We start from the raw sequence: 13,618 nt of genomic DNA, 5'->3' as shown, positions 1-13,618 counted from the left end.
TCGCTCAGTCTTCTCGGTCCCACGCCGGCGAGATGCCGCGTGCGTACTGGATGTCGTCGTTGCTCACGCCGGCGGCGACCATGGGCCACACCATCGCGTCCCGCGAGACGGTGAAGTCCACGACCACGGGCCGGTCGTCGATCTGGTTGGCCCGCTTGATCGCGGCGTCGACGTCGGAGGCCCGCTCCACGCGGATGCCCTCGCAGCCGTACGCGTCGGCGAGCTTCACGAAGTCGGGCACGCGCATCGTGCCGTGCCCGGTGTGCAGGTCGGTGTTGGAGTAGCGCGACTCGTAGAAGAGCGTCTGCCACTGCCGCACCATGCCCAGCGAGCTGTTGTTGATCACCGCCACCTTGATGGGGATGTCGTTGATGGTGCAGGTGGCGAGCTCCTGGTTGGTCATCTGGAAGCAGCCGTCGCCGTCGATCGCCCAGACCGTCCTGTCCGGCTGGCCGACCTTCGCACCCATCGCCGCGGGGACGGAGTAGCCCATCGTGCCGAGCCCGCCGGAGTTGATCCAGGTGTTCGGCCGCTCGTAGCTGATGAACTGCGCCGCCCACATCTGGTGCTGTCCGACGCCCGCGACGTAGATCCCGTCCGGCCCGGTCAGCTCGCCGAGGCGCTGGATCACGTGCTGCGGCGCGAGGTGGCCGTCCTCCGGCGCGGTGTAGCCGCGCGGGTAGGTTCGGCGCCACTCGTCGAGCTGACGCCACCAGCCCTCGATGTCCGGCTTGCCGTGCTCCTCGTGCTCCCTGGCCAGCTCGGGCAGCAAGTCGCCGATGACCTCGCGGAGGTCACCCACGATCGGGACGTCCGCCTCGCGGTTCTTGCCGATCTCGGCCGGGTCGATGTCCGCGTGGATGATGGCCGCCAGCGGCGCGAAGCTCGACAGCTTGCCCGTCACGCGGTCGTCGAACCGGGCGCCGAGCGCGAACACCAGGTCCGCCTTCTGGAGCGCCGCGACCGCGGGCACCGTGCCGTGCATGCCGGGCATGCCGAGGTGCTGCGGGTGGCTGTCCGGCACGGCTCCGCGAGCCATGAGGGTGGTCACCACCGGCGCACCGGACAGGTCCACCAGCTTGCGCAGCAGGTCCGCCGCCCCCGACCGGATCACGCCGCCGCCGACGTACAGCACCGGCCGCCGGGCCGTGGCCAGCAGCTTCGCGGCCTCGCGGATCTGCTTCGAGTGCGGCTTGGTCACCGGGTGGTAGCCGGGCAGGTCGAGCTCCTGCGGCCACGAGAACGTGGTGCGCGACTGCATCGCCGACTTCGCGATGTCCACGAGCACCGGCCCCGGCCGCCCGGTCGAGGCGATGTGGAACGCCTCCGCGATGGTGCGCGGGATCTGGTCCGGGTCGGTGACCAGGAAGTTGTGCTTGGTGATCGGCATCGTGATGCCGACGATGTCGGCCTCCTGGAACGCGTCGGTGCCGATCGCCGCGGCCCCCACCTGACCGGTGATCGCCACGAGCGGGATCGAGTCCATGTGCGCGTCCGCGATCGGCGTCACCAGGTTCGTCGCGCCCGGGCCCGACGTCGCCATGGTCACCCCGACCTTGCCGGTCGCGTGGGCGTAGCCCGACGCCGCATGGCCGCCGCCCTGCTCGTGCCGCACCAGGATGTGGCGCAGCTTGGCGGAGTCCATCAACGGGTCGTACAGGGGCAGGATCGCACCGCCGGGGATGCCGAAGACGGTGTCGGCCCCGATCTCCTCGAGCGAGCGGACGATCGACTCGGCGCCCGTGACTTCTTCCGGCCCGACGCGAGGCGCGGCTGCCTCGGGCTCGGTCTTGCCGCCTACCACGCGAGACCGAAGCTCGGTGCGCACCTGGTCACGCGCCTCGGCGCGCGCGGCGATCTGTGCGGGTGTCGGTGTGCCGGTCATACGGTTCTCCTGCCGTCGCGCCCCGTCCGGGGCGAGCGAGCGTTCGTGACAACAAAAAAACCCCGGGTCCTTTGGTGAGAAGGACTGCCAGGGTGAGCGCGCGGACGATGCCTGTGCTGGGCTTAGGCCGCGCGCTCAGGAAGTACTACAAGAATGATCGTCTGCACGTGACGCACGTTACGCCGAATTTTCGGCGATGTCACCCAGCGGGCCGAAGGTCCCACGATCCGAGACACGACGGCGGTCCAGCCGCAGGATTCCGGGCCTCAGCGCACGTCCCGATGCCGGAACACTACCGAGCCGAGCACGGTCAGCACCACCGTGAGGCCCAGCAGCAGGAGCGCGCTGTGCACGAGCGGGACCGCCAGGAGCCCGTCGCCGGACAGGACCGTCCGCGTACCCCGGACCCATGCGTCCGCGCTCGTGAACGGGAACCAGTCCCGGACGCCCGACGCCGCGCTCAGCACCACCTGCTCCTCGAACAGGAACCACGCCACCGCGAGCGCGACCGCCACCCACCAGCGCCGCACCAGCACGCCGAGCGCCGCTCCGCCGACCGCCGCGCACACCGCCAGGGCGAGCACCCGGACGCCGCTCCACGTCATCGCGTACACCAGGTCCGACGGCGGACCGCCGAGCACGCCGGCGCGCGCGTGCACCCAGTACATGCCGGAAGCCAGCAACGCGTAGGCCGCCGCGATCCCTGGCACCACCGCCAGCCCGGCGGCCGCCAGCTTGCTCCAGTACACGCGGCCGCGGCGCGGCTCGACGGTCAGCAGCGCCCGCGTCCCGCCCGACGCCGCCTCGCCCGTCACCAGCAGCACGCCCGCCACGTACGCGAGGAACACCGACGTCATCGCGTAGAACGAGATCTGCCCCTGCTCGATCATCGCCGCGAGCGTCGACGCCTCCGGCGCGAAGGCCGTCAGCACTACCGCCAGCGCGACGTGCGCCAGCATCGCCACCGCTATCCACCGGATCGCCGGGCGCACGCCGAACCGGCGCAGCTCGGCCCACAGCAGACCCATCATCGTCTCCCCTTGGAGCGCTTCTTGCCCCGGCCCTGGCCCGGTCGCTGCTGCCCCGGGTTCTGTCGTCCCTGACCCTGGCGCCGGGCCCGGTCCTGCTGGGGGCCCGGCTGCGGGGTGTCCGGATCCGAGTCCTCGGACTCCCACACGTCTGGTTCGACGTCGTCTGGTTCGACGTCGTCCGGTTCGACGTCGTCCGGTTCGACGTCGTCCAGCTGAAGGTCGTCCAGCTCGCCGGACTCCGAATCAAGCTCGTCCAGCTCGAGGTCGTCCAGCTCGACCTCCTCCGGTTCAGCGTCGTCCGACCCCGACGGGGCCTTGTCGGCCGCCGGCTTCGGCTTTCCGGCCGGAGCGGCCGCCGTCGTCGTTCCCTGGTCGCGACCGCCCGGCTCTACCTGCCCGCCCGAGGTCTCCGCCGCGCGCCGGCTCAGGAGCGCCGTGGCGCCCTTCTTCTGGGCCGCCAGCCGGGCGGCGCGAGCGTCGGCGGCCTCCTGCTTCTTGGCCGCCCTGTCGTTGATCGCCGCCTGCTTCTGCGCGGCCTTGTCGTTGATCTTGGCCTGCTTGTCGTCGATCCGGGCTTGTTTGGTTTCGACCTTGGCCTGTTTCGCGGCCGCCCTGGCATCCGCGGCCGCCTGTTTCGCAGCCGCCTTCGCGTCTGCGGCCGCCTGCTTCTCCGCCGCCTTCGCGTCAGCGGCCGCCTTCCGCTCGGCGAGCCGCGCCTCGGCGGCTGCCTGCTTCTCCGCGACCTTGGCGTCGAACGCGGCCCGCCGCTGCGCGAGCTTCGACTGCTTCGGCGGAGCGTCGGTCTCCGCGGCGGCCGCCGCCTTTACCTCGGTCTTCCCCGCGTTCGCCGGTTTCGCGGCCGACTTTGGCAGGGCCTTCGGAGTGACCTTCGGCGACGCCGCGTTGCCGGCCGGATTCAGCACCGGCTTGGAGGCGGGCTTCGAGACCGGGCTCGGAGCGAGCTTCGCGGCAGGCTTCGCAGCGGGCTTCGGGGCCGGTCCCGGCGCAGCAGCCGCCGCAGCCCGCTCCCCCGCCAATGCGATGCCGCTCACGGCGGGCTTTCCAGCCGACCTCCGGGCTTCCTTCGCGGCAGCTCGCTCCGCGAGCGCCGCCTCCTTCGCGGCAGCCCGCTCCGCGAGGGCCGCCTCCTTGGCCGCGGCCCGGGCGTCGATCGCCGCCTGCTTCGCCGCGGCGTCCTCGGCTGCCTTCTCCGCGGCCGCGGCCTGCTTCGCGGCCGCTTCCTTGTCGGCCTTGCGCTGGTCGGCGGCCTTCTTCCGGTCCGCTGCCTTCCGCTCGGCCGCCTTGCGGGCAGCCCGTTCCTCGGCGCGGCTGAGCGGCTCCGGAGTCGGCGCCACGACCGGACGAAGCCGCCCGACGACGGCCGCCAGATCCTCCCGCTGCGGCACCAGCTCGCTCGCGAAGAGCTTCTGCTTGGCGAGCGCCCGCCCGATGTCGGCGGGCTCGGCGACGTCGTCGACGTGCAGCACGTCGCCGTCGGCCCGGACCTTGAAACCCGCTGTACGCAGGACCGCGGCAGCCTTGCCCGGCTCGTCGATGCCCACCCGGACGCTGACCTTGGCGTCGCCCAGCAGCTCGGCGACGGCGCCCTGCACGAGGACGCGGCCGCCGTCGAGGACGGTTACCGTGTCCGCGATCTGCTGCGCCTCGGTGAGGACGCCGGTCGCGACGAGGACGGTCTTGCCCTGGTCCGCGAGGCGACGCAGCGCCTGGCGGATCTCGCGGGTGCCGACGGCGTCGAGCCCTGCGCTCGGGTCGTCGACGACGAGCAGGTCGGGATCGCGCAGCAGGGCGGCAGCGAGCGCCAGCCGGCGCTCCTCGTCGGCCGAGTAGGTGCCGAAGGCGGCCTTCGCACGGTCGGCCAGGACTACCCGGGTGAGCACCTCGTCGACCCGGGCACGCGGCACGCCGGCCGCGCTCGCGAGGAGGGCCAGGTTGCGGCGGCCGCTCAGCCGGGCCTGGAACCCGGGTTCGCCGACGACGGCGCCGATGCGGCCGGCGAGGTCGGGCAGGCCGTCCGGGACGTGGGTGCCGAAGACCTTCATGGCGCCCCCGTCCGCGCGGGCGAGGCCGGTGAGCAGGCGCAGCGTGGTGGTCTTGCCCGAGCCCGCGAGCCCGAGGAGCGCGTGCACGCCACCGGCCGGAACCCGCAGGTCCAGCCCGTCGACGCCCACGACCCGTCCACGCACCGAGCGGTACGCCTTGCGCAGCCCGAGCGTCTCGATCGCGACGTCGCTCTCCGGGATCACCCGCACAGGGTAGGGCATTCCGGAAAAGCCCCTGTTTCGACGGCTACCAGCTCATCGCGCCGTGCAGCGACGTCGGCGCCGGGTCCACGCCGAGGCGCTCGCGCAGCACCGTGAGGTCGTAGGTGCGTTCCATCGCGAGGTGGCTGATGGCGTACCGCGACAGGCGCGGCTCGCGCCCGGTCCACCGGGCCAGCCGTTCCCCGGCCCAGGCCAGGGCGTTCGCCAGCCGGATCGGGATGCCCACCACCTGCACGGGCCGGAACCGGGCGAACATCAGCAGCTCGATCGTCTCGTCGAGGTCGATGGGCCTGGCGTCGGCCACGTTCGCGACGAGCGGTTTGCCGGCCGCGATCTCGGGCTCGACGTCCGCGTCCAGGGCGGCTCGCACGGCATGGGCCAGGGTCTCCACGTGCGTGAGGTGCTGACGCACCTTCCCGCCGCCCGGGATCGGCAGCCAGGCGCCGATCGCCGCGGACTCGAGCCGCGGCAGCAGGGTCGTGTCCCCCGGTCCGTACACCGCGTGGGGCCGCAGCACGACGACGGGCCCGCGGTCCTCGCGCCCCGCGTCGGCCGCGAGGTAGCGCTCGGCGGCCGCCTTCGTGGAGCCGTACGCGTTGACGTAGCCGTGCGCGGGCGCCTCCGCCTCGGTCGCGGCGACGCTCGGCTTGCGGGGGTCGTACACGCTGCCCGACGAGACGTGCACGAACCGCGCGTCGGGGAAGGTCTCGCGCACGGCACGTGTGCCCTCGACGTTGACCACCCACGCGCGGGCGTGGCTGCCGCCGTCGCCCACGGCCGCGCCGCAGTGCACGACGGCGTCGACGTGCTCGGGCCGGTCCTCCTTGGCCAGCGGGCCGTCCCGCAGGTCCCAGAACTGGTGGGCGACCTGATGGAGGATCTCGCTGGGCAGGCGAGGAACCCGGCGCGAGAACGCGACCACCTCGTGCCCGTGCGCCGCGAGGTCGCGGACCACGGCCCCTCCGACAAAACCTGACGAACCGGTCACAGCCACCTTCATGCGCGCACTGTACCCGTGAGTGGTGAAACCAAGTTGACCAGCGCACGACGGTCCGGTTTCTGCGAGCGGCCGGTGAGCGGCACGTGCGACGCCTCGACGACCAGGTCGGGCAGGGCGCCGTGGTCCAGGACCTGCCCGACCTGGTCCGCGACGGCCCGGGTCAGGTCGGTGTCGGTCCGGACCCGGGGAGCGCCCGCGCCTCCCGGCTCACGTCGAGACCCGCCCTCCGCCGTCACCACGAGGACCACCCGCTCGTCGCCGTCTGGCACGGGGACGCCGACCAGGACGGCGTCGGCCACCCCCGGCAGGTCCCGCAGCCGGGGCTCGAACAAGCCCGGGTAGATGTTCACCGTGCCGCGGATGATCATGTCCCGGTTGCGGCCGACCAGCACGATCCGGCCGTCGGCGTCCTGGTAGGCGAGGTCGCCGGTGCGGTGCTCGGTCGCGCGCGGCTTGCCCGCGTCGAGGTCGGACAGGTAGCCGGCCATCAGGGAGGGCCCGGTCAGCACGAGCTCGCCCACCGCCGGCCCGCCGTCCGAGGTCGTGGACGGGGCCGCCAGGTCGTCGTCCAAGTCGACGACCGCGGTGTCGATCCGGACGCCGATACCGTCGAGCGGGCGGCCGACGAGGTCGCCGGACGCCGCGGCGACGATCTTCTCGTCGGCGTCGGTCATCGCCGCGGGCAGGATCTCGGTGGCGCCGTAGACGGCGAGCCAGCGCGTGCCGGGCAGGATGCGGCGGCCACGTTCGAGCAGCGCTACGGTGACCGGCGCGGCGCCGACCGCCAGCACGGCCGGCCCTACCGCTGGGTCCGCACCGCCGTCCGCGGAAGCCGGGTCGTGCCGCGCCTCCAGGACGTCGAGCAGCGCGGTCACGTCGGCGGGGACCAGGAACGACGAGTCCGCCCCCGCGACGCCGCGCGTGAACGCCTCCGGCGCCTCCTTGGGCGCCTTCGCCGGGATCTCCCAGGTGCCGCCCGCGAGGATCGCCGGGAGCCCCAGGAACATCTGGTCGGTATGCGCCCGTTGACCGGCCTTCAGGTCGCCGACCTGCGCGAACAGGCCCAGCATGCCGCCGAGCGTGCGCGCGGTGTGCACCACTGCCCTGGGGTCCGACGTCGTCCCGGAGGTGAAGACGATCAGCGCCTCCCGGTCCTCCCCCTCCGGAGCCGCCTCGGGCGCCGTCCGCGGTGCTGCCTCGGCTACCGAGCCGGGCGCCGAACCAGGCGCCGAACCAGGCGCCGAACCAGGCGCCGAACCAGGCGCCGAACCGAGCAACGAACCGAGCAGCGAACCGGAGGCCGCGACCCGCCCCGCGAGGCTCGCCACGCGGCGCGCGCCGCGCGGCACTCCCGGGAGCCAGCCGCCGCTGTACAGGTGCCGCACGGGCAGCCGCCCGTAGTCCGGGAGCAGCAGCCCGCGCGACCGGGCGATCCCCCGCAGCGGACCGGACGACGCCGCGTACAGCAGCGCCTCAGTCGCAGCCCAGCGAGGCTTGGCCGCCGCGATCCGCGCCGCGAACAGCTCCGGCGTCGAGCCGGGATCCACGAAGACGACGGCACCGCCCGCGCGCAGGACCGCGAGGCACAGGATCACGCCCTCGGGCCGGGGGCGAATGCTGAACAGCACCCGGTCGCCGGGCGCCATGCCCTGCGCTCGCAGGCCGGCCGCCGTCCGCTCGACCCGCTCGGCGAGGTCGCCAAACGTGACCTCCTCGCGCACCAGCGCCCCATCGCGGCGGCCGAACCGGCTCCCGCCGAACCGGCTCCCGCCGAACCAGCGCAACGCGACGACGTCGGGCGCGTTCCGCGCCACGGCCAGCAGGTCGTCCAGGAAGTTCGTCACGCCGTCTCCTCCGGTGCCCGGCCCCGGCCCGCGTCCGGCAGGCTGCCGCCCCGCGGCCTCGATTCCCGCGGGCCCTCGCCGCGCAGGCTCAGCTCCAGCGACCGGTAGGCCGGGACCAGCACACCGCGTGCGGCACGACGCCGCCCCACGACCGGGACCCGGCCATCCGACGCCGCAGCCGCCAGCGCGTCCAGCACCGCGTCCACCTGCGCCATCGCAAGCGGCATGCCGAGGCAGAAGTGCGGGCCCGCACCGAACCAGAGGTGCCGCACAGCGGGGTCGACGGGCCGGTCGGGATCGAAGCCGCCCGACGCCCGGCAGCAGTTCACGGTGGCGATGACCACGCGATCGCCGGCGGCGACCGGGACGCCGCCCACCGAGGCGGAGGCCCGCACCGAGCGCAGCATCGCCGGCGTCGGCACGGTGACGCGCAGCCCCTCCTCGACGGCCCGACGGCGCAGCTGCGCGTCGTCCGCGAGCAGGCGGGCGGTCCACCCGGTGTCGTGCGCGATCGCGACGAGCCGCGGCACGAACGACTGGATGGTCTCGGTCCCGGTGAGCACGAACGCGCCGACGGCGCCCATCGCCTCGCGCTCCGACAGCCCAAGGTCGCGCATCCGACCGGGCACGGTGGCCGGGTCGCCCGCGCGGTAGGCGGCGCGCGCGGGCGCCGTCAGCCGCTCCAGCACCACCCGCGCCTGCGCCACCTGGGACCGGGTGAGCCCGCGGCGATGCAGCCGCACCATCCCCGTGATCGTCTGCGCGGCGGCCATGGACGAGCGCACGGCGTCGTCCGTCGGCGGCAGCCCGACCATCCCGCAGATCACCGCCCCCGCCTGCGCGGCCACGGCCGCCGCGAGGTCGACGGTCTCCCCCGCGGCAAGCCGCCGGGTGAGCTCCGGCAGCACGCCGCCGCCGTCCGCACCGTCCGCACCGTCCGCGGACACGAGCTCACGCACCGCCCGGGGCGAGAACAGCAGCCCGAGCGTGCGCCGCAGCGCGGCGTGCTCCGCGCCCTCCATGTTGAGCAGCACGGACGGCCCCAGCACGGGCGTCCACAGGTCCGACGGCGCCCCTGGGCCCACCTTCGAGAAGTGGTCCAGGTCGAGCAGCACCTCGCGCGCGATCGCTGCGTCGCTCACCACCACCCCGATACGCGGCACGCGCACGACCGGCCGGTTCCGCGCGGACCGGAGCGCGGGGTAGGCGAGCGGGTGCGCGGCACGCTGGACGTGTTCCTCCCAGAGCACCTCGGGCGAGGCCGCGCCGTCGCCCAGTGCGCCGGCCGCCGGCGGGCGGCGACTGACCACAGCAGCTGCTGCCAAGGCCAGCCTCGTCCTGGCAGCAACTGCTGTGGTCGATCGCCGCCCGGCGAGTTGGACGGCCCTCATCGGATGTCCACCAGCTCGGGGCGGTACCGGTGGTCGGCGTACCAGCCGAGCGTGCGCACCAGGCCCCACGCGTGCACGCGGCGCGTCGAGGCGCGCACCCACACCTCGCGGTGCTCCGCGTACCGCGTTGTCAGCCGCCGCACGGCGTTGACCAGGGCGCGATCCTCGTGCACGTCCTCGATCCGGGTGCGCGGGAACCCGCCCGCCCGCTCGTACAGGGACGCCGTGATCGCCATGTTGCAGCCGGGCGTCATCACGTACGGCCCGAGGTACCCCGCGTCCTGGTTGCCCGGGCGGACCTTGCCGAACGTGCTCGACGCCCACAGCGCGAACGACAGCACGCCCTGCTGGAACCGCGACACCGGCACGTCGTCCGTGCGCGGCACGAGCCTTCCTGCGACCAGCTCGTCGCCCGACGCGAACGCCGCCCGCACCGCGCGCGTCCACCCGGGCGGCGGCAGGCAGTCGGCGTCGGTCCGGGCCAGCAGCTCGGCCCCGAGACTGATGGCGGCCCGCATCCCCGTGTCGGCGGCGGCGCCCGTCCCCTTCTGCGGCTCGGCGACCACCTGCCAGCGCAGCCGACCCCACTCCGCGATCGCCTTGCGCACGACATCGGGCGTGCCGTCGGTGGACGCGTTGTCCACCACCACCAGGTCGAAGTCGTCGTCCTCCTGCGCGTGCAGCGCCTCGAGCGTGCGCAGGATCCCGTGGTCGTGCGCCTCGTTCAGCGCCGGCACGACGACGGCGAGGCGCGGGCGCTGCGCCGTCGTGCCCTCCGGCGTGCCGGGAGCGTCGCTCACCACCGGACCACCATCGCGCCCATGCTGATCCCGCCCGCGAGGCCGAGCAGCAGCACGACGTCGCCCCGCTTCAGGCGGCCCGACTCCAGTGCCGTCACGAGCTGCAGCGGCAGCGTCGCCGAGGCGATGTTGCCGTGATCGGCCACGGTGAGGATCGTGCGGTCGGCCGGCACACCGAGCGCCCGGTGCACGTCCGCGAGGTACGCGACCGCTACCTGGTGCACGGCGACGAGCGCGACGTCGTCCATGGTGACGCCCGCCTGGTCCAGGGCCTGGTCGACCGGGCCCGGCCCGAGCGCGAGGAACGCCTCACGCAGCCGCGACCCGTCGATCTCGAAGTAGGTCCGCTCCGGGTCGCGTGGGTTGACGGTGCCACCACCCGGCAGCATCCCGACGTCCCAGTGCTGCGACTCGGCGGTGAACACCGACGCCAGGATGCCCGAGGGCCGCGTCCCGGGGTCGGTCCCGGGATCGGTCTTAGCACCGGTACGGGGGTCGATCCCGGAATCGGTCCCGGAATCGACCAGGCCCGCGAGCTCAGCGGCCAGGTCGTCCTCGAAGTCGCTGGAGCCTCCGGAGGTGCCCCCGTTCCATGGCGCCGCGCCGGACGGCGGGTCGGTCGCCTCGACGAGCACCGCCGCCCCGGCGTCGGACATCGTGTAGCCGGCCGCGGACATCGCGTACGTGCGGCGGTCGGGCACGTCCCACCGGACCCCGCGCGTCGGCATCTCGCCGGAGGCGACGAGCACCCGGCGGTACCGGCCGGTGCCGATGAGCGCCTCGGCCACCTCGATGCCGTTGAGCACGGAGTTGCAGGCGTTCTTGACGTCCATCACCGGCGCGCGGACGCCCAGCTTGGCCGCGGTGATGTGGCTGGTGGCGGGTTCGACCATGTCCTGGGTGGCGGACGCGAAGATCAGGAGGTCGACGTCCTCGGGTCCCAGGCCCGCGTGGTCCAGGACGGTGCGGGAGGCGGCGACGGCTAGGTCGGAGGCCTGCTGGTCGTCGTCGGCCACATGGACGCGGCGCACACCCGTCAGGCGCGACACCATCGGGATGCGCGGCGCGACGCGCGGGTTCCTGCGGTGCAGGTCGCGCTCCGCCTCGGCCACGTCCCGCGTGCGTTCGGGCAGGTGAACGGCCACTTCGGCGATGCGGGCGACGGGGTGGGGAGCCCGCCGGAGCTGCTGGGACGGCGCAGAGGGCTCGGTGGGTCGGGTGGGTGCCGGGCTCAGCACGGCGGCTGGTTCGGGAAGCACTCGGCACAGGGTAGCGGCACCCCTTATCGCGCACCGATGACAGCTAGACGTATTAACGTCTAGGCATGCGATCGACAGCAGTAGCGCCGAGTCATGACACGCCTGTTGCGCGTTGCTACCGTGGTGCCATGGCCGAGCTCCCCGACTGGATGCGCCCTCCGCGCCCGGAGGGCTGGCTTGCTGAGGACCTGGACAATCTGCCGGACGCTCCCCGCCACACCGAGCTGATCGACGGAGCCCTCGTCTTCATGATGTCCCCTCAACGCAACTGGCACCGCCGTGTCATCAAAGCGCTCGACAATGCCCTCAACGACCAGGCGCCGGAAGGGATCGAGGTCAACAGCGAGATGACGGTCCGCCTGGACAAGCACAACCGGCCGGAGCCGGACGTCATCGCCTCGACCGTGTCGATAGCTCACGACGCGACCTGGTACGAGGCCAAGGACATTGTGCTGGCGGTCGAGGTGGTCTCGCCCGAGTCCGAGCACCGCGACAAGGCAGTCAAGCCGCACAAGTATGCCGAGGCCGGCATCAGCCACTTCTGGCGGGTCGAAGACGAGGACGGCAACGCGTCGACGACGATTCATGTCTACGAGCTCGACGACATGACCAGGACCTACGTCCCGATCGGCATCTTCCGCGACACCCTCAAGGTCGACCTGCCGTTCCCGATCGAGCTGGACGTCCAGGGCCTGTACGGCTGAGCGGCGGGCCGCCGCCGCGCGAGAAGCACCTGCCCATAGTGTGGCGGCTGTGATGCAGACCTTTCCGACCACCCGGCACGAGCTGGGCCTTCTGTACCGCGCTCGGCCTGCGATGGCCGGCCTGCTCCTGGCGGGCACCGCGGCCCAGAGCTGGCCCGTCAAGAGCTCGCCGATCCGCAAGGTGCCGGGCATCGGGTGGGTCACGGCAGACCCTGTGGTGGCCCGCGCGGTCCTGCAGGACCACCGTTCGTTCACGATCCTCGGCGAGGGCGGAGTGGGCGACCTGTGGGCGCAGATCCTCGGCGACTGGGTGCTCGACCTGTTCGACGGCGCCGGCCACCACGACCTGCGATCCCGCACCCGCGAGCTCTTCACGGAGGCCGTCTCCCGCGACCTCGTGCACACCGCGTGGGGCGAGCGGGTCGCCGCCGCTGGCGAGGTGCTGCGCTCGGGCGGCACGCTCGACGTCGCGCACCTCGCCCGGGTCCTGGTGGGACGCATGGTCATCGGCCTGCTGGGCATCCCCCGGCCCGCTGGGCACCGCGGAACCTGGCCGGACGACGAGGGCGCGCTGCAGGTCTTCGAGACCGGTGAGCGCCTGGCCACCGTCGCGCTCAACACCGCGGGGTCGACGACCCTGACGCCGGACCAGGTGGCGACCGCACAGGGCATCGTCGCCGAGCTGACCGCCGGGATCCCCGACGGCTGGCGGAACGCGCCGCCGGACACCCTGCTCGGCCGCTGCCGGGAGCTCGGGCTCGGGCTGACCGAGACCTCCGGCCTGGCCTCCCTGCTCATGGTCGCGGGCACGGAGACCGCCGCGAGCGCCATGGGCCGCACCACCGCGCTGCTGATCGACACGGGCGAGCAGCATCGGATGCTCGCGGCGATGCGGGCGGGCGCGACCGTCCCTCTCGCCGAGGCCGGCAGCGAGGGCACGGGCCCGGGCGCGGGTCGCCTGCTGAACCCGGGCGAGGGCGACCCGGTCGAGAACGTGGTGCGCGAAGGGCTGCGGGTGACGAGCCCGGCCTCCGTGATCGGCCGCGGGGTTGCCGCCGACGTCGAGATCGGCGGCGCACGCCTGCGCGCCGGCGAGCGGATCATGCTGTTGGTCTGGTCGGCGAACGCCGCTGCGGGCCCGTTCCGCGCCGACCGCCCGTACGTGCGGGAGTCCCGCCAGCTCTGGTTCGGCGCCGGCCGGCACCTTTGCCTGGGCGCGGCACTGGCCAGAGCCGAGATCGGCACCCTGCTGCGGATGCTGTGGTCGGAGGACCGGCCGCTGCGCGTCGTCCGACGTCGGGCGGCCCATGGTGTGCTGATCCCGGCCTGGTCGGAGCTACACGTCTCCCAAACCTGACGAGCCTTGGTTGTGGGCGCGACCGTTGCGCCTAGAACGGACGCGTAGTCGCAACGATCGCG

At 73.4% G+C, this 13,618-nt stretch carries 10 protein-coding genes; 2 read left to right on the top strand and 8 right to left on the bottom strand.

The window, feature by feature from the left end; genetic code table 11:
- Positions 1–4: 4 nt before the first annotated feature.
- The 8 genes from C8K30_RS21675 to C8K30_RS21635 form a co-directional block, all read right to left on the bottom strand.
- On the bottom strand, positions 5–1,885 hold the full coding sequence (locus C8K30_RS21675; RefSeq protein ID WP_108494992.1) for an acetolactate synthase large subunit: 1,881 nt from the start codon (positions 1,883–1,885) through the stop codon (positions 5–7).
- A gap of 266 nt (positions 1,886–2,151) precedes the next feature.
- Positions 2,152–2,916 (bottom strand): hypothetical protein, encoded by a 765-nt coding sequence (locus C8K30_RS21670; protein WP_132233321.1) that lies wholly within the window; start codon positions 2,914–2,916, stop codon positions 2,152–2,154.
- Positions 2,913–5,183 carry an ATP-binding cassette domain-containing protein gene (locus tag C8K30_RS31370; protein WP_233257355.1) on the bottom strand — a complete coding sequence of 757 codons (2,271 nt, stop codon included), beginning with the start codon at positions 5,181–5,183 and terminating at the stop codon, positions 2,913–2,915. Before C8K30_RS31370 ends, C8K30_RS21670 begins: the two co-directional genes overlap by 4 nt.
- Positions 5,184–5,226: 43 nt before the next feature.
- Entirely contained in the window at positions 5,227–6,201 is a 975-nt protein-coding gene (locus C8K30_RS21655) for an NAD(P)-dependent oxidoreductase (RefSeq protein ID WP_108494990.1), read from the bottom strand.
- A complete protein-coding gene (locus C8K30_RS21650; RefSeq protein WP_158281089.1) occupies positions 6,198–8,045 on the bottom strand; it encodes a class I adenylate-forming enzyme family protein in 1,848 nt (615 codons plus the stop codon). The genes C8K30_RS21655 and C8K30_RS21650 overlap by 4 nt, the downstream gene beginning before the upstream one ends.
- On the bottom strand, positions 8,042–9,370 hold the full coding sequence (locus C8K30_RS21645; RefSeq protein ID WP_233257354.1) for a cytochrome P450: 1,329 nt from the start codon (positions 9,368–9,370) through the stop codon (positions 8,042–8,044). The genes C8K30_RS21650 and C8K30_RS21645 overlap by 4 nt, the downstream gene beginning before the upstream one ends.
- Before the next feature lie 62 nt (positions 9,371–9,432).
- Positions 9,433–10,236 carry a glycosyltransferase family 2 protein gene (locus tag C8K30_RS21640; protein ID WP_108495221.1) on the bottom strand — a complete coding sequence of 268 codons (804 nt, stop codon included), beginning with the start codon at positions 10,234–10,236 and terminating at the stop codon, positions 9,433–9,435.
- Entirely contained in the window at positions 10,233–11,495 is a 1,263-nt protein-coding gene (locus C8K30_RS21635; RefSeq protein ID WP_233257353.1) for a 3-oxoacyl-ACP synthase III family protein, read from the bottom strand. The genes C8K30_RS21640 and C8K30_RS21635 overlap by 4 nt, the downstream gene beginning before the upstream one ends.
- A gap of 128 nt (positions 11,496–11,623) precedes the next feature.
- Here C8K30_RS21635 and C8K30_RS21630 point away from each other — a divergent pair, with 128 nt between their 5' ends.
- The gene (locus C8K30_RS21630; RefSeq protein WP_108494988.1) at positions 11,624–12,199 is read left to right on the top strand and encodes a Uma2 family endonuclease; all 576 of its coding nucleotides are present in this window, start codon (positions 11,624–11,626) and stop codon (positions 12,197–12,199) included.
- Between the two features lie 52 nt (positions 12,200–12,251).
- Positions 12,252–13,556: a cytochrome P450 gene (locus tag C8K30_RS31695; protein WP_304590814.1), complete on the top strand. Its 1,305-nt coding sequence runs from the start codon at positions 12,252–12,254 to the stop codon at positions 13,554–13,556.
- Positions 13,557–13,618: the final 62 nt, after the last annotated feature.

It is taken from the genome of Promicromonospora sp. AC04, assembly GCF_003058225.1.
Taxonomy (GTDB): domain Bacteria; phylum Actinomycetota; class Actinomycetes; order Actinomycetales; family Cellulomonadaceae; genus Promicromonospora.
Note: the sequence above shows the minus strand (reverse complement) of the source record. Positions and strands in the feature narration are given on the sequence as shown.